The sequence below is a fragment of the Sphingomonas sp. PP-CE-1A-559 genome (assembly GCF_004340965.1).
Taxonomy (GTDB): domain Bacteria; phylum Pseudomonadota; class Alphaproteobacteria; order Sphingomonadales; family Sphingomonadaceae; genus Sphingomonas.
The window spans coordinates 381544-400558 of the sequence record NZ_SLYA01000002.1 but is presented as its reverse complement, the minus strand read 5'-3'; the positions used below and the strand labels follow the sequence as shown (position 1 = coordinate 400558).

At 65.7% G+C, this 19015-nt stretch carries 15 protein-coding genes; 5 read left to right on the top strand and 10 right to left on the bottom strand.

Annotation, left to right across the window (positions count from 1 at the left end; translation table 11 throughout):
* Positions 1 to 220: 220 nt before the first annotated feature.
* Positions 221 to 1816 (bottom strand): isocitrate lyase, encoded by a 1596-nt coding sequence (locus C8J42_RS07285; RefSeq protein ID WP_133019479.1) that lies wholly within the window; start codon positions 1814 to 1816, stop codon positions 221 to 223.
* A gap of 257 nt (positions 1817 to 2073) precedes the next feature.
* Here C8J42_RS07285 and C8J42_RS07280 point away from each other — a divergent pair, with 257 nt between their 5' ends.
* From C8J42_RS07280 to C8J42_RS07260, 5 genes are all read left to right on the top strand, one after another.
* Positions 2074 to 2655 (top strand): SRPBCC family protein, encoded by a 582-nt coding sequence (locus tag C8J42_RS07280; protein WP_133019478.1) that lies wholly within the window; start codon positions 2074 to 2076, stop codon positions 2653 to 2655.
* Between the two features lie 31 nt (positions 2656 to 2686).
* Positions 2687 to 3865 (top strand): zinc-dependent alcohol dehydrogenase, encoded by a 1179-nt coding sequence (locus tag C8J42_RS07275; RefSeq protein ID WP_133019477.1) that lies wholly within the window; start codon positions 2687 to 2689, stop codon positions 3863 to 3865.
* A 12-nt stretch (positions 3866 to 3877) separates the two neighbouring features.
* The gene (locus C8J42_RS07270; RefSeq protein WP_133019476.1) at positions 3878 to 4663 is read left to right on the top strand and encodes an SDR family NAD(P)-dependent oxidoreductase; all 786 of its coding nucleotides are present in this window, start codon (positions 3878 to 3880) and stop codon (positions 4661 to 4663) included.
* 29 nt (positions 4664 to 4692) lie between these two features.
* The gene (locus tag C8J42_RS07265) at positions 4693 to 5178 is read left to right on the top strand and encodes a DUF4142 domain-containing protein (protein ID WP_243644171.1); all 486 of its coding nucleotides are present in this window, start codon (positions 4693 to 4695) and stop codon (positions 5176 to 5178) included.
* A 122-nt stretch (positions 5179 to 5300) separates the two neighbouring features.
* On the top strand, positions 5301 to 6971 hold the full coding sequence (locus tag C8J42_RS07260) for a formate--tetrahydrofolate ligase (protein WP_133019475.1): 1671 nt from the start codon (positions 5301 to 5303) through the stop codon (positions 6969 to 6971).
* A 143-nt stretch (positions 6972 to 7114) separates the two neighbouring features.
* Here the strand turns inward: C8J42_RS07260 and C8J42_RS07255 are convergent, their stop codons facing one another.
* The 9 genes from C8J42_RS07255 to C8J42_RS07215 are packed head-to-tail and all read right to left on the bottom strand — an operon-like array spanning position 7115 to position 19011.
* A complete protein-coding gene (locus C8J42_RS07255; protein ID WP_133019474.1) occupies positions 7115 to 9001 on the bottom strand; it encodes an XrtA/PEP-CTERM system amidotransferase in 1887 nt (628 codons plus the stop codon).
* Complete coding sequence (gene xrtA / locus C8J42_RS07250) at positions 9002 to 10477, bottom strand: exosortase A (protein ID WP_133019473.1); 1476 nt, start codon at positions 10475 to 10477, stop codon at positions 9002 to 9004. It abuts the gene before it with no gap.
* Positions 10474 to 11748, bottom strand: a complete 1275-nt coding sequence (locus tag C8J42_RS07245; protein WP_243644170.1) for a glycosyltransferase — start codon at positions 11746 to 11748, stop codon at positions 10474 to 10476. The genes xrtA and C8J42_RS07245 overlap by 4 nt, the downstream gene beginning before the upstream one ends.
* Positions 11745 to 12782 (bottom strand): FemAB family XrtA/PEP-CTERM system-associated protein, encoded by a 1038-nt coding sequence (locus C8J42_RS07240; protein ID WP_133019472.1) that lies wholly within the window; start codon positions 12780 to 12782, stop codon positions 11745 to 11747. Before C8J42_RS07240 ends, C8J42_RS07245 begins: the two co-directional genes overlap by 4 nt.
* Complete coding sequence (locus C8J42_RS07235; protein ID WP_243644169.1) at positions 12779 to 13639, bottom strand: XrtA system polysaccharide deacetylase; 861 nt, start codon at positions 13637 to 13639, stop codon at positions 12779 to 12781. Before C8J42_RS07235 ends, C8J42_RS07240 begins: the two co-directional genes overlap by 4 nt.
* Complete coding sequence (locus C8J42_RS07230) at positions 13626 to 14699, bottom strand: AAA family ATPase (protein ID WP_133019471.1); 1074 nt, start codon at positions 14697 to 14699, stop codon at positions 13626 to 13628. The genes C8J42_RS07235 and C8J42_RS07230 overlap by 14 nt, the downstream gene beginning before the upstream one ends.
* A 13-nt stretch (positions 14700 to 14712) precedes the next feature.
* Positions 14713 to 16365, bottom strand: a complete 1653-nt coding sequence (locus C8J42_RS07225; protein ID WP_243644167.1) for a hypothetical protein — start codon at positions 16363 to 16365, stop codon at positions 14713 to 14715.
* A gap of 23 nt (positions 16366 to 16388) precedes the next feature.
* On the bottom strand, positions 16389 to 17483 hold the full coding sequence (locus C8J42_RS07220; RefSeq protein WP_133019470.1) for an AAA family ATPase: 1095 nt from the start codon (positions 17481 to 17483) through the stop codon (positions 16389 to 16391).
* A gap of 4 nt (positions 17484 to 17487) precedes the next feature.
* Positions 17488 to 19011, bottom strand: a complete 1524-nt coding sequence (locus C8J42_RS07215; RefSeq protein ID WP_056058096.1) for an XrtA system polysaccharide chain length determinant — start codon at positions 19009 to 19011, stop codon at positions 17488 to 17490.
* Positions 19012 to 19015: the final 4 nt, after the last annotated feature.

The window sequence follows — 19015 nt, the reverse complement described above, 5'->3', positions numbered from 1 at the left end:
GGATAAGGTGACCTCTGTTCCGTGTCCTCCCCCGCCGTCACCTTCGGCGACACTTCCCCCTTGCGGGGGAGGATTGGCAGGCGCAGCAGTCGGTCAAGGCTAGCATCAACGAGACAAGCCTTAGCGCCGCGGCAAAGCCGCGTCGCCGGACGGGGCTTTTGGCCCCGCCGGCCGGGCGTGATGCCGGATCCGCGCCGGAGCTTTCGCTCCGGCTTGGGCGTCAGGCCGCAAACTGGTTCATCGTATTATGCGCGCCGCCAGCCTTCAGAGCCGCCTCACCCGCAAAATACTCCTTATGATCATCGCCAAGGTCCGAGCCCGACATGTTCTGGTGCTTCACGCAGGCGATCCCCTCGCGGATTTCCTTGCGCTGGACGCCCTTCACATAGCCGAGCATCCCCGCATCCCCGAAATACTCTTTCGCGAGATTGTCGGTCGAAAGCGCAGCCGTGTGGTACGTCGGCAGCGTGATCAGGTGGTGGAAGATGCCCGCGCGCTTGGCCGAGTCCGCCTGGAAGGTGCGGATGCGTTCATCAGCTTCGTCGGCGAGCGTCGTGCCATCGTAATCGACACTCATCAGGCGGGCGCGGTCATAGGCGGAGACGTCCTCGCCCGCCGTCGACCAGCAATCGAACACCTGCTGGCGGAAGTTCAACGTCCAGTTGAAGCTTGGCGAGTTGTTGTAGACGAGCTTCGCATTGGGGACGACTTCGCGGATGCGGTCGACCATGCCGGCGATCTGCTCGATATGCGGCTTCTCGGTCTCGATCCACAGCAGGTCCGCGCCATTCTGTAGCGAGGCGATGCAGTCCATCACGCAGCGATCCTCGCCAGTCCCCGCGCGGAACTGGAACAGGTTCGACGGCAGGCGCTTAGGCCGGAGCAGCTTGCCGTCGCGGTTGAGAATGACGTCGCCGTTCTGCGCGGTCGCCGGATCGATCTCCTCGCAATCGAGGTACGAGTTATACTGGTCGCCCAGGTCGCCCGCTTCCTTGCTGACCGCGATCTGCTTGGTGAGGCCCGCGCCGAGCGAGTCGGTGCGCGTAACGATGATGCCGTCCTCGACGCCGAGTTCTAGGAACGCGTAACGGCACGCGCGGACCTTCGCGAGGAAGTCCTCGTGCGGCACGGTGACCTTGCCGTCCTGGTGACCGCACTGCTTCTCGTCGCTGACCTGGTTCTCGATCTGGAGCGCGCAGGCGCCCGCCTCGATCATCTTTCGCGCGAGCAGATACGTCGCCTCCGCATTGCCGAAGCCCGCATCGATGTCGGCGATGATCGGCACGACGTGCGTCTGGTGGTTCTCGATCGCGTTGAGCAGCCGCTGTTCCTCGATCGCGTTACCGGACGCACGCGCCGCGTCGACGTCGCGGAACATCATGCCGAGTTCGCGCGCATCTGCCTGCCGGAGAAAGGTGTAGAGTTCCTCGATCAGCGCGGGGACGCGGGTCTTCTCGTGCATCGACTGGTCGGGTAGCGGACCGAATTCGCTCCGCATCGCCGCGACCATCCAGCCCGAAAGGTACAGGTACCGGCGGTCGGTGGTGCCGAAATGCTTCTTGATGCTGATCATCTTCTGCTGCGCGATGAACCCGTGCCAGCAGCCGAGCGACTGCGTGTAGTTGGCCGGGTCCGCGTCGTAAGCGGCCATGTCCTTGCGCATGATCGCCGCAGTGTAGCGCGCGATGTCGAGGCCGGTATTGAACCGGTTCTGGAGCCGCATCCGCGCGACGGACTCGGGCGAGATCGCGTCCCACGTGCCGTTCTGGTCGGCGATGAGATTGGTCAACTGGGCGATGTGCGTCTGGTAGGTCACGGGCGATCCTCGTCTGCTGCGATGATCGACGTGTAGGTATATTTACATTGCCAAGTGGCCAAATCACCTTGAGATTGGCGTGCGCGTGTAACGATCGCCGCTTTTCGAATGTGATGATGTAAACTTCGTGACACAAGGCGGATTTCGCGCGGCGTCGAATGTCCTGATCGATATCAAGTCTTGCAAATTCAAGACCAAGGCGGCGGAACATAGGTCTTCGGACACTGTTGGAAGGACTTCGCAGCCAGGAGACGGTGATGACTGAAAGCGATCCAAGAGATGATGCTCCACTAAGCACGTCCAAGCGAAGCGACGCCGTAGCGGACGCTACGCAGGACCTTGCGGACGGCAAGGGCAGCAGCATCGTTGCCCGTGCGGTTACGATCAATCGCCCGGTCGGCGAACTGTTCGCCTATTTCCGCGATTTCGCAAACCTTCCGACCTTCATGGAGAATGTCGAGCGTATCGACGTCCTCGACCAGCGCCGCTCGCATTGGGTGGTCAAGGGTCCGGCGGGCAAATCCTATGAATGGACGTCGGCGATTACCGACGAAGCGCAGGACAGCTTCATCGCATGGTCGTCGGAGGATGGCGCGGACGTGCCTAACAGCGGCCGCGTCGAGTTTCGGGATGCGGGCGCGCGCGGCACGGTGGTCGTTGCGACCATCCTGTACGATCCGCCGGGTGGCGTGATCGGCAAGCTGATCGCCAAGATGTTCCAGCGCGAACCCGCGATCCAAGCCCGCCGGGACTTGCGCCGTTTCAAGCAACTCATGGAAACCGGTGAGATCGCCACCTCCGCGATGAACCGCAAGCAGCATGAAGAGGAGATGGCCTGATGCGCGCGATTCTTATTGGGGAGCGACGCTGATGCGCGCACTGGCATGGCACGGTAAGCACGACGTCCGCGTCGATACGGTCGACGACCCTGAAATCGTCAACCAGCGTGACTGCATCATCAAGGTCACTGCGACCGCGATCTGCGGCTCCGATCTGCATTTATACGACGGCTATATCCCGACGATGCAGGCCGGCGACATCCTCGGCCACGAATTCATGGGCGAAGTCGTCGAGGTCGGCGCGAAGTCGACGCTGAAGAAGGGCCAGAAGGTCGTCGTTCCGTTCACGATCGCCTGCGGCAGCTGCTATCATTGCGGCAAGCACCAGTATTCGGCATGCGACAACGGCCTCCCCGCCGACAAGCAGGACATCGCGCAGGAAATCTATGGCCAGCCCATGTCGGGGCTGTTCGGCTATAGTCACATGACCGGCGGTTATGCCGGCGGACAGGCGGAATATGTCCGCGTGCCGTTCAGCGACGTCGGCCCGATCGTCATTCCCGACGGCGTCGACGACGAGAAAGTGCTGTTTCTCTCTGACATCCTGCCGACCGGCTGGATGGCGGCGGAAAATGCGCAGATCGAACCCGGTGACACGGTCGCGGTCTGGGGTTGCGGACCAGTCGGGCTGTTCGCGGTACAGTCGGCCTTCCTCATGGGCGCCGAACGCGTGATCGCGATCGACCACTTCCCCCACCGCCTGAACCTCGCAAAGAAGTTCGGCGCTGAGACGATCAACTACGAGCAGTCGGCCGTATACGAGACGTTGATGGTCATGACCGGCGGCATCGGCCCCGACGCCGTGATCGACAGCGTCGGCTTGGAGGCACACGGTTTCTTCGTCGACAACGTGGTCGACCAGATCAAGGCGTCTACCTTCCTTGGCACCGATCGGACGCATTCGATCCGCCAGGCGATCATCGCGTGTCGCAAGGGCGGGCGGGTGTCGATGCCGGCGGTGTACGGCGGGTTCGTCGACAAGTTCCCGCTCGGCGCCTTCATGGAGAAGGGGCTGACGCTCAAGACCGGCCAGACGCATGTCCAGCATTACATGCCTGCGCTGCTCAACGCGATCATGGAGGGCAAGATCGACACCACCTTCCTGATCTCGCACCGCATGGATCTGGAGGACGCCCCGAAGGGCTACGACATGTTCAAGAACAACCAGAACGAAGTGACGAAGGTCGTGCTCAAGCCCGGCTTCAACTGAGGATATCTGACAATGGCTGATAAATTCGCAATCATCACCGGCGCGTCGACCGGTATCGGTTTCGAGCTGGCGACCCTGGCGGCGAAGGACGGCTACGACATACTGGTCGTAGCCGACGAGGCGTTGATCGACGCTGCCGCGCAGGACTTCAAGCAGTTCGGCACCGATGTTCAGTCGCTCCAGGCCGACCTCTCGACGATCGAAGGCGTCGACCAGTTGCTTGCGGCCACGAACGGCCGGACGATCGATCTGGTCTGTGCGAATGCCGGGCGCGGGCTCGGCAAGGCGTTCCTCGATCAGGATCTGGCCGAGTGGCGCAAGGTCGTCGACACCAACGTCATCGGCACGGCGTATCTGTTGCAAAAGGTGTTGCCGCCGATGGTCGCGCGCAACGCAGGCAAGGTGCTCGTGACCGGATCGATCGCAGGCTACATCCCCGGTGCGTTCCGGGCGGTGTATAACGGCACGAAGAGCTTCGTCGACAGCTTCGTCGCGGCGATCCAGAACGAGATCAAGGATGCGGATGGCGTCACGCTGACCAACCTGATGCCCGGCCCGGTCGATACCGAGTTCTTCGACCGTGCGCACATGATGGACACCGATGTCGGGACCGATCCCAAGAAAAGCGATCCCGCGGACGTGGCGAAGGACGGCTGGGACGCGCTGATGTCCGGCAAGGCCGCGGTCGTGTCGGGCTGGAAGAACAAGGTCCAGTCGGCGATCGCAAACGTCACGCCGAACGCCGTGCTCGCCGAGATGCACCGCAAGATGGCCGAGCCCGGCACCGCGAACGATTGAACGACAGTTTCAACAGGAGAGAAAAGACCATGACACGATTTCTGACTGCCGCCGCGCTGATCGCGCTGCCGATTGCCGCCGTCTCTGCACAGGCACCGATGCCCGCATCCACCTATGTGATGAAGGCCGGTGCCGGCGACCTGTACGAGAAGACGTCGAGCCAGATCCTGCTCGAGACGACCACCAATCCGAAGCTCAAGAGCTTCGCGCAGATGATGATCACCGATCACACCAAGAGCACCGCGGACGTGAAGGCCGCGGCGATGGCGGCGCATGTGAAGGTCGCACCGCCCAAGCTCGATCCGATGGGTGCCAAGAACGTCGCGGCACTTCGCGCCGCGAAGGGCACGGCGCGCGATCGGCTGTACGTGACGCAGCAGAAGGCTGCCCATGCCAAGGCCCTGACGTTGCAGCAGGGCTATGCGGACAAGGGTACCGTGGCGGGTCTCAAGACGGTTGCAGCTTCGATCGTACCGGTCGTCCAGACGCACATCACCGAACTGCAGACGATGTAATCATACGGCGTCCTATCGACAGCCGCTTACAGACGGCGCTCGCTTTACAAAGCGGGCGCCGTTCTGCGTTGGCGACGCCTAATCGTCTGGAAAGCTGTTCCCGGCCCCGCTAGGTCAGCGCCATGGAAACCGATATCGCCATCGCTCGCAGCGTCGCCCTGCGCCCTATCGCCGCCGTCGCCGATAGCCTGCACATTCCAGACGACGCGATCGAGCCTTACGGCCGGTACAAGGCGAAGATCTCGCTCGAATGGCTGAACGCGCGCAAGTCTTCGCCCAACGGCAAGCTCATTCTCGTTACCGCGATCAACCCGACCCCGGCAGGCGAAGGCAAGACCACGACCTCGATCGGGCTCGCCGACGCGCTCCGCCATACCGGCCGCAAGGCCGTCCTCGCTCTTCGCGAACCCTCGCTCGGGCCCTGTTTCGGGACCAAGGGCGGCGCAACCGGTGGTGGTCGTGCGCAGGTCGCGCCGATGGAGGATATCAACCTCCACTTCACCGGCGATTTCCACGCGATCACGGCGGCGCATAATTTGCTCGCGGCGATGATCGACAACCACATCCACTGGGGCAACGCGCTCCAGATCGACGTCCGCCGCGTGGTCTGGCGTCGCGTGCTCGACATGAACGACCGGGCGCTGCGCGACATCGTCCAGTCGATCGGTGGCGTCGCCAACGGCTATCCGCGCGAATCGGGCTTCGACATCACGGTCGCGTCGGAGGTGATGGCGATCCTGTGCCTCGCCGACGGGCTCGCGGACATGGAGCGGCGGCTGGGCGATATCGTCGTCGCCTATACGCGCGACCGCACGCCGATCACCGCGCGCGACCTCAAGGCGGATGGAGCGATGGCGGTGCTGCTGGCGGAGGCGATCAAGCCGAACCTCGTCCAGTCGCTGGAGGGGACGCCAGCGTTCCTCCACGGCGGGCCGTTCGCCAACATCGCGCATGGTTGCAACTCGGTGATCGCGACGCGGGCAGCGCTGTCGCTCGGCGACTACGTGGTGACCGAGGCGGGCTTCGGCGCGGATCTCGGCGCGGAAAAGTTCTTCGACATCAAGTGCCGCCAGGCGGGGCTGGCCCCCGATGCGGTGGTGATCGTCGCGACCGCGCGTGCGCTGAAGATGAACGGTGGCGTCGCCAAGGCCGACTTGGGACGCGAAGACGTCGACGCCGTCCGGCGCGGGGCGGTCAATCTCGTCCGTCATATCGAGAACATCCGCCAGTTCGGCGTGCCCGCAGTCGTCGCGATCAATCATTTCTACACCGACAGCGACGCGGAGATCGCTGCGATCGTCGAGGCCGGCGCGCAACACGGCTCGCGCGCGATCCTCTGCCGGCATTGGGCCGAGGGTGGCGCTGGCGCGGTCGAACTGGCCGACGCGGTCGCCGAACTGTGCGACACGCACGGGGGCGGGTTCGCGCCGATCTATGGCGACGAACTGTCGCTGTTCGACAAGATCGACACCGTCGCGCGCCGTATCTACCGCGCCGAACACGCGGTCGCCGAGCCGAGCGTGCTGGCGCAGTTGAAGCGCTGGGAGGATGCGGGCTACGGCCATCTGCCTGTCTGCCTCGCCAAGACGCAGTACAGCTTCTCGACCGACCCTGCCCTGCTCGGCGCGCCGACCGGGCACATCGTGCCAGTGCGCGAAGTCCGGCTCGCAGCGGGTGCCGGGTTCGTGGTCGCGATCTGCGGCGAGATCATGACCATGCCGGGCCTCCCGCGCGTGCCGGCAGCGGAAGCGATCCGCCTCAACGACGAAGGCCTGATCGAAGGGCTTTTCTAAACCCTCAATCCTCCCCCGCCAGGGGGAGGTGGCACCGAAGGTGACGGAGGGGGCGGACAAGGAACGAGCGTTTCGCGTACCTCCCCCTCCGTCTGGCAAGTGCCAGCCACCTCCCCCTGGCGGGGGAGGATTCGCAGTCGCCCCTACCCGAACATCCGCTTCATAGACCGCTCGAGCATCACGAACTGCCAGAGCGTCCGCCCATGCTCGGCACGCCCCATCCGGTGCTCGTCCGCGATCCGCGCGAGCGTCGCCATGTCGAACCACCCCGTCTCGCCGAGCGTGCGCGACTTGGCGAGCGCCGACGCTTCCCCCGCCAGCGCACCACGGAACCACGCGCTGATCGGCGTCACGAAGCCCATCTTCTGCCGATACAGAATCTCGCGCGGCAGGTACGGCTCCATCGCCTTCTTCATCAGCCATTTGCCCTCGCCGTGCCGCAACCGCATGTTCGCCGGCAGCGTCGCGCAGAACTCGACCAGGCGGTGATCGAGCAACGGTTCGCGCGCTTCAAGACCGACCGCCATGCTGGTCCGGTCGACCTTGGTCAGGATATCGCCGGGCAGCCAATGCTTGATGTCGGCATATTGCGCGCGGTCGATCGCATCGCGCGCCGGCGCGTTCGCCATCGTCGCGACATAGCGGTCTTCGGCCCGGTACCCGCCGAGCTTCGCCCGAGCGACGGCGTTAAACAGCTGCGCGCGAAGTTCGGGCGTGGTGACGCCGACCGAGCGGGCATAGGCCTCGCCGCCACCCTGCGCGAGCGCGAGCAACGTCGACTTCGCCCGTAATGGCCGCGGTGCCCAGTCGGCCTTCGGATACCAGCGGCCGAGCGTCCCGAACACATCGGCCCGAAGATGCGACGGCAGCAAGCCGCGGACTCGCTCCTCGACCGACTGGAACTTGTAGCGGCGGTATCCGGCGAGTGCTTCGTCTGCACCGTCCCCGGACAGCGCGACGGTGACGCTTTCACGGGCAAGCGCGCAGACCTGGTAGGTGGCGAGCGCGGAGGCATCGGCAAAGGGCTCGTCGAAGCTGGCAACCAGCGTATCGATCAGCCCGAAATCACCAGACTGGACGACGCGCTCGCGGTGATCGGTCGCAAAACGCCGCGCGACGGTGTCGGCATAGCTGCGCTCGTCATGCCCAGCCTCGTCGAACCCGATCGTGCAGGTGCGGACCGCCTTCGGGCTGGCCTCCGCCATCAGCGCGACCACGGCCGAGCTGTCCACGCCGCCCGACAGGAACGCACCCAGCGGCACATCCGCGACCATTCGCGAGCGGACGCCCGCGCGCATCCGATCGACCAGTTCCTCGCCCAGCGCTTTGGCGGAACCAGTCGCGCGGTTCGAGAAGTCGACGTCCCACCATCTGCGCGGCTGCGGTACAGACTTACCGCGCTCGACCAGCAGGAAATGCCCGGCCGCAAGCTTCTTCACGCCCGCGAGCATGCAGGAATCGTCGGGGACGTACCCGAATGCCAGGTAATCCTCGACCGCGCCGAGATCGGGCACCCGCCGGAGTTGCGGATGTGCGAGCAGGCCCTTCAGTTCGGACGCGAACGCCAGCGACCCGTCGGCCAGTTCAACATAATGGAGCGGTTTCACGCCCATCCGGTCGCGCGCGAGGAACAGCGTGTGCGCGGCGGTGTCGTGGATCGCGAACGCGAACATGCCGTTCAGCCGGTCGAGCATCGACGGTCCCCAGGCGCGCCACGCGTGCAGCAGGACTTCGGTGTCGCCGGACGTCCGGAAGATCGCACCCTTGGCGGTCAGTTCGTCGCGCAGTTCGGCGAAGTTATAGACCTCGCCGTTGTAGGTGATCGTGAGCGTGCCGTCCGACATCGGCTGCGGCGAGCCTTCGAGGTCGATGATCGACAGGCGGCGATGCCCCAGACCAACGCCGGGCGCAGTCCAGATGCCGTCGCCGTCGGGGCCGCGATGCGACAGCGCGGCGATCATCGCGTGCACGCGGTTCGGGTCGACCGGCTTGGGCGTGCCGGGGTGGAAGACCCCGGCGATGCCGCACATCTAGCGCATCCCCGCGGCGTGATCGGCGACCGGCGCGATCGGCCCGAGCGCGGCCAGGAAGCGCGCGATCGGACGCGCATCGGCGCCCTCGACCGACAGGTGGATCGCCACCGCGCGTTGCGGCCCCCCGAGCAACCGCGCTTTCATCGTCTCGATCTTCACCAGCGTGTCGTCCTGCGTGGTCGTGTCGCCGACCCGGTACCACGTCGCGACGATCCGCTCTACGGGTCCCGGCGCCGTGATGCGCATGACGCTTCCCCCTGCTATATCGGCCAAATCGGCGACGCGGACCCAGCGATCTTCCTCCCGCAGGACGCCGGTACCGTAGGCGATCAGTTCCTTGCCCTCGTGCTGGCTGCCGAACACCGCGATGCTCATGTCGACCTGCGCGCCAGCTGCATCGGCGTAGCGGCCGAACAGATAATGGTCCGCGCCGGGGTAATAGGGCGTCCACGGCGCGCGCGTACTGACGGGGACGAGGTGCCAGCCGGCGATCTCGGGCAGGTCGATATGCGCGGGAAGTGGCTGTGCGCGCCTGGCGATTGCCGCGCTCCAGGCTGGGAACACTGCGAACGTGGCTAAGACCAACGCTGCCGCAACGGCGAGATCGGTCCGGTTGCGTGGGGTCGCCTGCAGCTTCGTCGGAACGAACGCGGGATCATCGGGTACGCGGTCGAACCAGCGCCAGCCGATCGACATCACGCCCGCCATGACCAGCGCGAAGAACACCCAGCCATAGACGATATGATCGATCCCGGTGGCCGCCTCGACCGAAGTGAGGTCCGCCGCCCAGATTGTCCCGAACGCGCGGAAGCCATTGGCGATGACCGGCACGACGACGGACACGACGAGGAACACCGCGCGCCGCCTCCACGACACGAAGCAGAGGTTGGCGACGAGCACCCCGAACGCGACCATTGCAATGACGAACTTCGCGCCCGAACACGCCTCCGCGACCTCGAAATAATAGCGGCCGGCGTGGATCAGCACTCCGTCGACCACTGCTGGCACGCCGACCAAATGGAGCAGCGGCATGACGATCGCGACCGTGACGGTCTGCAGCGGCGGTTCGAGACCTCCGCCGAACGGTACGAAGAAAAACGCGTAGGCGAGCGGGAAGAGCAGCCCGCGCGCGACGTTGGGGCCGAGGATCGTCACGACCGCGCCTTGCAGCATCATGATGAGCCCCAGCTGGCGCGCGAACCCGACCGAGGCTGCATCGCCCATCAGCCAGCCGAACCCGCCGATCGCGACGAGTGCGAGGCCAGGCCACCAGCCGGTCGGGGTCAGTTGCGCCAGTTCGCCGCGGCGTTGCCAGACCAACCACGCGATCACGGGGCCGATGAAGAGGCAGTGGCCGAAGGTGGTGCTCGTCCACCAGATATGCGCGAGATCGGCGACGTCGCTTCGGAATGTCAGGAGTATCAGCGCCGCGACGAATGCGAGCGCGATACCGTGGCGACGCCAAACGGTCATGCCTTAAGGCCGAGCAGCGCGTCCAGCGGCGCGAGGCGGGCGTTCCAGCCATAGCGGCGGATGACCTGCGCGCGGGCGGACTGGCCCAGCGTAGCTGCCGTGTCGGGGGCTTCGAGCAGGTTGCAGATGCGGTCCGAGAACTCCTGTGCGGTCGTGGCGACGCGGATCGTGCCGGCATGATCGATGCCCTCGGCCGCGTCGGCGGAGGCAACGACGGGGCGGGCCATCGCCATCGCCTCGAGCACCTTGTTCTGGATCCCGCGCGCGAGTTTCAGCGGGGCGACGCAGACGTCTGCGGCGGCGACCCAGCCTCGGACGTCGTCGACTGCGCCAGTGACGGTGACCTGGTTGCTTGCGAGCGCCTGAACGGCGGCGGTCGGCGCGCGACCGACTATCGCGAAGTGAGCGGGGTGGCGCTCGCGGACGAGCGGGAGGATGTCGCGTGCGAACCACGTCACCGCGTCGATGTTGGGGCGATAGTCCATCTGGCCGGTGAAGACGATCAACGCTTCTGCCCCCCTCCCTGGAAGGGAGAGGTTGGGGGTGGGTCGGCCTGCTTGGGTTACGCCCGGTTGCGCCTGGGGAAGCCGACCCACCCCCGGCCCCTCCCTTTCAGGGAGGGGAGAAGATTGGCAGGCGAAGTTGGCCGCCGGATCGAACTTCGCCGAATCGATGCCGTTCTCGACCGCGATGATCCGCCCGGTTGCCCCACTCTCCCGGAACAACGCGGCTTCAGCGTCGCTGACGAACAGGCTAGCCGATACCCTGCCCGCCACCTTACGCTCGAACGCCCCAAGCAGCCGAGCCTCGCGGCGCATCATCCAACGCATCGGGCCCCGCGCGTCGTCAGCAAAACCAGCGAACTTCACGGAATCGACATCGACGAAATCCATCACGACCGGCGAACCGCCAACCGGCAGATACTGTGCCATCTGGCCGGAGAAGCAGTAAACTGCGCTTACGTCGGGCAAGACACGATCGACGGCATCCTGCATCGCCGCGCTCGCAAATGCGGTCAACGAAACGGGCTTACCTCTCGCTAGCGCTTCAATCGCAGCACGTTTCTGAGACTTCTGGCGTGGCAAGATCGCGCAACTCGCCAGCATATCGGTGAATACGGCAGGCGGATCTAAGTCGGCTTCGTCGTCGGCGAACGCCACCAGATGCACCGGCGTTCGCGTCGCCAGATACTGGAGGATATGGAAACTGCGGATCTTGTCGCCGCGGTCGGGCGGAAACGGGACGCGGTGCGCGAGGAAGAGCAGGCTCACCCCAGGCCTCGGGAAATCCACGGTCCTGCTGCATTCGCCGCCCAGAGCGGCAGCTTCTTCCACGTCCGCACCATCAGCGCGTATTTGGGGTTCAGCGGGTTCACCTCGCGCGCCGGCCCGTTGCTGCGCTTGGCGTAGAGCCGCGGTTCGGGCGCGAAACCCCAGTTCTTCTTGAACGCCGCCGCCCCGGTGCCGGTCTTCGACCGGCCGAAATCGAACCGCGTGCACCCGCGCGCGCGGGCGTGCGCCATCAACGCGAAATACATCCGGTCGTTGGCGCGCAGTCCTCGCGCGGCATCGGTCCCGCCGCCCCAATAGGGATAGACGGTGCCGTTGAAATACAGGCTCAGGACGCTCGCGACCGCGCGGCCTTTGTGTCGAACGGTAAGAACATCGGCGTCCATCACGCTCGCAACGCTACGAAAAAGCTTGGCGGGAAAGACCGGCGTGCCGAGATTGCGAACCGACTCCGCATAAACCCGGTAGTGCTCGGCTAGCAGTTTCCGATCGTTACCGATGACGATCTCAAGATCGAAGCCGAGCGCGCGGCGGACTTCAGCACGCTGCTTCCGGGGGATCGCGAGCAGTTCTGCATCGTCATCCGCGGCTAGCTCGCGAACGAAGCCGAGATAGCTCGTATCATCGCTATCCCATCCGCTCGGCGCAGGGCCTCCGCGTAGCTCTACCGAAGGGCAGCCGATCCGCAGCGCAAGGTTCCAAGCGCCCGCCGACAGCGGTTCGACCGCGTCACCCAAGACGCCGCCATCGACACCGAACCCGGTCGATACCAGCGCACGCCCGAACAGCGGCGATCGCATCTCGGTCAACGGCAACACACCGTCGATTGCGCCTCCGCTCTCCGACACCAGATAGTGCGCGCGCTGCCCGCAACCATCCTGCACCGCGAGGCTCCAGGCCGGGAGGTGGAACGGCGTGGCGCCGTCGCTGGCCTCGACGAACGCCGTGATCCGCGCAAACTCGGCCGGATCTCGAAGGTCGACTTCACGCACGCCGACGGGCATCGGCGCGGTCACGCCAGCCGCGCCGCTTCGCGTGCGACGACCGTATCGACACGGCCCCATTCGTGGCGCCCGAGCAAACCCCGGAGCTTGCCGGCCATCGCGCCGAGTCGCGAGTAATGGCGGATCTTCGACCGCATCGGTGCCGCATCGACTCGCGGCTGCGACGGATCGATCTCCCACGGGTGGAAGTAGAACATCGCCGGACGGTCCTCGCGATTGACCTGGCGCACCGCGAGATCGGTGATCGCCGCCGGGAGCAGCCGAAAGAATCCGCCCCCGGTCGCCAGCTTGCGCTCGCCGAACTTGGCCACCGTCACCGGAACCTCGATCAACGCGCTGTCGGCGAGTGGCTTGAACCCGTAGCGCGGCGCATCGAGCCAGCCGTAATGGTCGTGCTTCACCGGCGCGACGCTGGAGGAATAGGCATAGCCCGCCTCGGCAAGTTCGACGTGCGCCCAAGGCGTGCGCTGGTCGATCGAGAAGCTCGGTGCGCGATAGCCGGTGACCTTCGACCCCGCCGCATCCTCGATCGCCGTCCGAGCACGTGTGAGGTCGGCGCGAAACACGTCCGGCGTCATCGTGAAGACGCGTTGGTGGTCCCAGCCGTGACTGGCAACCTCATGTCCGGCGTTGACGATGCGGCGGATCAGGGCGGGGTAGCGGTGGGCTACCCAGCCTAAAGTGAAGAACGTTGCCTTCGTGTCGCGCTCGGCAAATAGGGCCAGGACCGCGTCGGTGTTGGCCTCGACGCGCGGCTGCAGCGAGTCCCAGTCGGCCTTGTCGATCACCTTTTCGAACGCGCCGACCTGGAACCAGTCCTCAACATCGACCGACATGCCGTTGAGAACAGGCATGTCAGGCAGCATCATGCCAGGCGGCCACGCCACGAATCGGCGCGTATTCCGGCTTGGTATCGTCGCCCTCGACCCAGTCGACCAGCAGCGTCAGCACGCGACGTAGCGCCTTGTCCTGCATGTCCACCCGCGCCTCGAGTTCAGCGAGCCGCTCCTCGACCGCAGGATCGGTGCTCGGCGTGTCAGCACGCGGCGTGGACACGGGTTCGCGCGGTTCGTGCGCGTTATGCGCACCTTTTCCCCGATCCTGCGCAATCATCGGCAGGTCGCCTTCAAGGTCACGTTGCACCGCCCGCACCGTATCGCCGTCGATCACCGTGAGGTCGTCGATCGCCGCATGGAGCATCACGCGCCCGGCAAGCTGGTTCAAACGACGCGGCACCCCCGCCGACCCGGTGAAGAACGCCGCGAACGCGTCCTCGGTAAAATCGGGGTTACCCGTCCAGCCGACCACCGTCAGGCGGTGCGCGAGATAGTCGGAAACCTCATGCTCCTCCATCGGATCGAGATGGTGGATCGCGATTACGCGCTGGCGGAGCTGTTCGAGACGCTCCGAGCCGTGGAGCCGATCGCGGAACTCGGGCTGGCCGAGCAGGACGATCTGCAACAGCGCATGGCCGCCGGCCTGGAAGTTCGACAGCATCCGCAGTTCTTCGAGCGCATCGACGGGCAAGGCCTGCGCCTCGTCGACGATCAGCAGCGTCCGCTTGCCGGTGCGCGCGACCGCGTGCAGCCCGCGCTCGATCGCGGTGAGCAGTTCGGCCTTGCTCAGCCCGGCGGGATCGACGTGCAGGTCGGTGGCGACGATCCGCAGCAGGTCGTCCGCCTCGATCGCGGTCGAGACGAGCTTGATGGCGTTCAGTCGCTGAAGGTCGATCGTGTCCATCAGGTGACCGACGAGCGTCGTCTTGCCCGCGCCGATATCGCCGGTGATGACGATGAAGCCCTCGCCCTGCGCCAAACCATAGCCGAGATACGCCATCGCCTTGCGGTGGGTGGCGGTCTCGAACCAGAATTTGGGATCGGGGGTGAGCTGGAAAGGCCGACCCGTCAGTCCATAATGTTCATCGTACATAAGCTGCTCGCCTTCAGAACTGGTACCGCGCACCGATCAGCGCCTGCGCCGACCAGTCGCTGTCGAGGTCGCCGACCTTGAAGCTGTAAAGCCCGAGCGACGCGGTGGTGCCGAGACGCCCGAAATTATGAAAATATGTCCCCGTCCCGCCGTAAGACCACACGCCGGTATCGCCGGTGATGTCGTCGACGCCGCTGTCGTAATAATTGACGAACAGGTCGGCGTTGACGCCGGAAACCGGGGTCAGCCTGCGCGTGTAGAATAGCTGGCCGTAATAGCTTTCATCATCGAGACCCGCGACGACCAAGCCGGGCGCGAGCCGCGGCGCATAGAGCTTGCGATTGGCGTAGCCGATGCCCGCGCCCCAGGTGGAGCGCCCGCGCGTCGCAGAGATCACGCCGTCGATCCCGCGTGCGCGGTAGCTGGCGGTCGAGATCGACTGGAAAACGTCGTTGAGGCAGCCGCCCGGTTGCGCACCGGTGGAGCCGAACACGCAGCCATTGAATTGCTGCCCGAAACCCTGCTGGTTGCCGCTCAGGAAGCTGGTCGGCAAATTGCCGATACCGGTCCGGAGCTGACGGCCGAAAGTCTGCACGCCGTCATACACGTTGACCGCGAGGCCGACGGAGTCCGATGCCTGATAGGTCGCGGTGCCGGTGTAGCTGAGCGATCCGTAGCGGCGCCCGACATGCCCCTCCACCGAGGTCCGGCGATTGGGCCGCCAGACGACGCCGGCGTCGTAATAGATGCCGTCGGTGCGATAGGCGACGCGGCGCGGCGATGCCTCGTTGGTGACGAAGCGACCGTCGCGATCGAGCACGGGCGTGCCGGTCGCGTCGACGACCGGATCCTTCTGGCTCGTCTCGATCTTCTCGTAACCGACGCCGGCGGTGAGCGCGACATAGGGCGAGATTGGCTGGAGTATGTCGCCGCGGCCGTAATAGCCCTCGTAACGCTGCTTCAACTGGCTGGCGGTCTCGCGGTCGTAAGCACCGCTGACCGTGAGCCCGAACGGAGCAATCGCACCGGGGCGCACCGAGGCGCTGGCGGTCACGGTGTTGCCGATCGAATCGTCGTAATAATCGAGCCGCTGCCCACCCAGGCCCGCATCGCCGAACGTCGGCGTATCGACCTTGGTATAGCCGAGCCTGTAGTTCGCGTTCAGCGTCACCGGGCCAGCGTTGCTGGTAAAGCTGGGGCCGGCATAGACCGAATAGATCTGGCTGACGTTGCTGACATTGCCCACGAGGATGCCCGGCGCCGCGCCGCGAATATCGGAGCGCGACCGGGTGGCGATACCGGCAGCCTCCAGCGTGAGGTTCGGCGTGACGCGCGCATCGACGCGCGCGAGGCCCGAATGGATATCATCGTCGCCGAGATGATCGCCCCAGCCGAATCGATGCTCGTACCGATAGCTGACTTGGCCCGAGATACGCTGGGTCTGGACCGCCGCGTCGACGCCAGCGGCGAGACTGGTATAGGTCAACACGTCGCCGCCGTTGAGATCGGCGGACAGCGTCTGGTTTGCCTCGACATACGGATTGATCGTGACGCGGCGCGACGATTGCGCGGGTTGCGTCGGCAGATCGGCCTGCGCGACGACCGGCGTCGCGGGCAGTGCGGCGAGCACGCAACCACCGGCGATCAACGCCAGCTTCCGGGCCATACGCCTGGTGTGCAGTGTCCGCATCACGACGCGTGCCCGTAATAGCTGCCGAACCGCGCACCGCCCTGGACGAACGACACGGCATTCAGCACGAGCTGGATATGCTCGCACCCGTCGAGCAGGTTCACCGCGGCCCGCAGTTCGTTCTCGGGGGTGTGGTCTGCGCGGACGACGAGCATCACCTGCCCTACCCGCATCGCCAGCACCGATGCCGGCGACGCCGCCAGCGCAGGCGGCGAATCGAAGATCACGACGCGGCGCGGATTGGCCTCGAGCAGGCGCGCGATCACCGACTTGGTCCGCGCGCTGGCGAGCAGTTCGGTATCCATGCTGGTCTTCGACCCGGCAGGCAGGATCGAGAGATGCGGCACGTCGGTCTGGATGACGAGATCCTCGACGTCGATCCGGGTATCGCCCAGCGCATCGAGCAGTCCGGGGCCATCGGTGAGACCAAGCTGCGCGACGACATCGGGCTTTGCGACGTCGGCATCGACCAGCAGCACTTCGGTATCACGCTCGGCGGCGATCGAGAGCGCGAGGTTGATCGCGCAGAACGTCTTGCCGTCGCCGGGGCGCGCCGAGCAGACCAGGATCATGCGCGCCTTGTCGGCGCTCCCGCTCTCCGCGATCCGCGTGCCGGTGATCAGCAACTGCCGCTTGATCAGCCGGAACTCCTCGGCAAGCGGGCCGACGGGCGCACCGGGGACGATCATGCCGTTCGCAGCCAGCATGCCGCGATCGATCCGCACGGTGTCGGATGCTTCGTCGGGCATGTAGAATTCGTCGGGAAGCTCGTCACCGACCGGTGCGCGGAGTTCTTCCGGGATCGCTAGGAAGGTGGGGTCGACGAATTCGTGCGACGGCTCGGCTTCGGATACGGGAGCAGACGTCGCAACAGGCGTTTCTTCGACCGGCGTTTCAAGCTTCGGCGACTCGGTCTCCGGCACCTCGACGACGGGGGGGACCACGCGCGCGACCGGGGGCGCAACCGGGCGCGTGTCGACCTGCGGCGGAGTCGGCGCGCCAGTACCGCGCAAACGGACGTGCGCGTTGAAATCATACACCTTGGCCGCTCGTTCGAGCAGCGAGGGTTCGCGATCAGGCTTCGTCACGGTCATCCCCCTATGCCGCCAGCCCGCGCTGGAGGATCTCTACCCCCAGCAACAGGACATAGGCGACGCCCAGTGCGGCCGTACCGCCCAGGAACATCTTCAACTTGTGCCGACGCTGGCCGGATTGCACACGCGTCACCACTTCGCCGATCGACCCGATCACCGGCATCCCTGCCGCCTTTTCGAGTCGCGCGGTCGTCGCGAACGTGGATCGCAGCTGCCCCATCGCGAAGGCCGCGCCGATTCCCGCCGCGAGTCCCGCGATCAGAACCCCCGTGAGTAGCAGCAATCTGTTCGGCGCGCTCGGCTTGCTCGGCATGGTCGGCGGATCGATCACGCTGAACTTCACGTGATCGCTCTGCGACTGCGCTTGACCCACGATCGCGGTCTGCTCGCGCTGTTTGAGCAGCGCGTCGTACTGGTCCTTCAGCACCTGATAGTCGCGATCGATCGAGCCCTGTTCGGCGGCGACTTCGGGATCGCCCGACAGCTTCGAATTGAGCAGGTCGAGATCGCCCTGCAACTGGCTGCGCCGCATCCGCAGCGAAGCGACCGTGGCGGTGCGATCCGCGACCATCGACTGGAGCGACGCGTAGAGCGGGTTCTGCGCGCTGCCCCCTGCACTGCCGCCCGCCAGCGGCTCGCTGCGCGCGGCCGCAGTGGCCGATGCGAGCTGGCTCTTCAGCGCGATCACGTCGGGATGGTTCTCGGTATAGCCGCGCGCGCGGGCATCGGCGAGCTGACCCTGGATCGCCTGGAGCCGTGCGCGCGCCGGCCCGGCAGCGCCAGCGACGCCACCCGTCCCCGCGACCGTTGCCGGCGTCCCGGCCATCTGGCCCTGGACCGCGGCAAGGCTCGACTGCGCGGCGGCGAGATCGCCATCGACCTGCGACATCTGCGACCGCGCGGCGCTGATCCGGTCGCTGACCGAACCCGTGCCGGGGAGAGCGCCGAGATAGCGGTTCTGGAAGTCGGCGCGCTTGGCCTCGGCGTCGGCGAGCTGCTTCTGGCGCGAGGCGAGCTGCTGATCGAGGAAGGTCAGGCTCTGCGTCGTCTTCGAGCGATCGCCGGCGAGGTTCTGCTCGACGAACAGGTCGATCAGCTTCTGCGTGATCTGGCGTGCGAGCTTCGGGGTCGCAGCGCTCGTCGTGATCTGGAACAGATTATCCTGTTGCGACACGATCTTGATGTTCGGGGCCAGCGCCGCGACGCGGTCGGCGACGTCGCGGTCGCTCGACACGGTGTTTGCGAGATCGGTGCCGCGCACAACCTTTTCGAGGTTCACCGCGGAGATCAGCGTCGTGCGGATCGTGTCGACCGTCATCGGCGCGACCTGCGGCACGCCGTCCATGCCCGAGGGCAGGATCGTCTGCATCTGCACGAACACGCGCGCGGTCGAATCGTAGCGGCTCGGGATCTGCGACACGACCAGCCAGCCGAGCACGCACACGCCCCACGCCACCGCCAGCGCCAGCCAACGCCGCGTCCAGATCGCATGGAGCGCGATCCGTACCTCGTCGTAGATCCCGTTCATCCCG

What these genes read in the sequence shown, in the direction of transcription:
- C8J42_RS07270 (WP_133019476.1), top strand. Translation starts at nt 3,878, where the DNA reads ATGGCTGATAAATTCGCAATCATCACCGGCGCGTCGACCGGTATCGGT.
- C8J42_RS07255 (WP_133019474.1), bottom strand. Translation starts at nt 9,001, where the DNA reads ATGTGCGGCATCGCCGGGGTCTTCCACCCCGGCACGCCCAAGCCGGTC.
- C8J42_RS07215 (WP_056058096.1), bottom strand. Translation starts at nt 19,011, where the DNA reads ATGAACGGGATCTACGACGAGGTACGGATCGCGCTCCATGCGATCTGG.
- xrtA (WP_133019473.1), bottom strand. Translation starts at nt 10,477, where the DNA reads ATGACCGTTTGGCGTCGCCACGGTATCGCGCTCGCATTCGTCGCGGCG.
- C8J42_RS07235 (WP_243644169.1), bottom strand. Translation starts at nt 13,639, where the DNA reads ATGATGCTGCCTGACATGCCTGTTCTCAACGGCATGTCGGTCGATGTT.
- C8J42_RS07280 (WP_133019478.1), top strand. Translation starts at nt 2,074, where the DNA reads ATGACTGAAAGCGATCCAAGAGATGATGCTCCACTAAGCACGTCCAAG.
- C8J42_RS07225 (WP_243644167.1), bottom strand. Translation starts at nt 16,365, where the DNA reads ATGGCCCGGAAGCTGGCGTTGATCGCCGGTGGTTGCGTGCTCGCCGCA.
- C8J42_RS07260 (WP_133019475.1), top strand. Translation starts at nt 5,301, where the DNA reads ATGGAAACCGATATCGCCATCGCTCGCAGCGTCGCCCTGCGCCCTATC.
- C8J42_RS07275 (WP_133019477.1), top strand. Translation starts at nt 2,687, where the DNA reads ATGCGCGCACTGGCATGGCACGGTAAGCACGACGTCCGCGTCGATACG.
- C8J42_RS07220 (WP_133019470.1), bottom strand. Translation starts at nt 17,483, where the DNA reads ATGACCGTGACGAAGCCTGATCGCGAACCCTCGCTGCTCGAACGAGCG.
- C8J42_RS07265 (WP_243644171.1), top strand. Translation starts at nt 4,693, where the DNA reads ATGACACGATTTCTGACTGCCGCCGCGCTGATCGCGCTGCCGATTGCC.
- C8J42_RS07230 (WP_133019471.1), bottom strand. Translation starts at nt 14,699, where the DNA reads ATGTACGATGAACATTATGGACTGACGGGTCGGCCTTTCCAGCTCACC.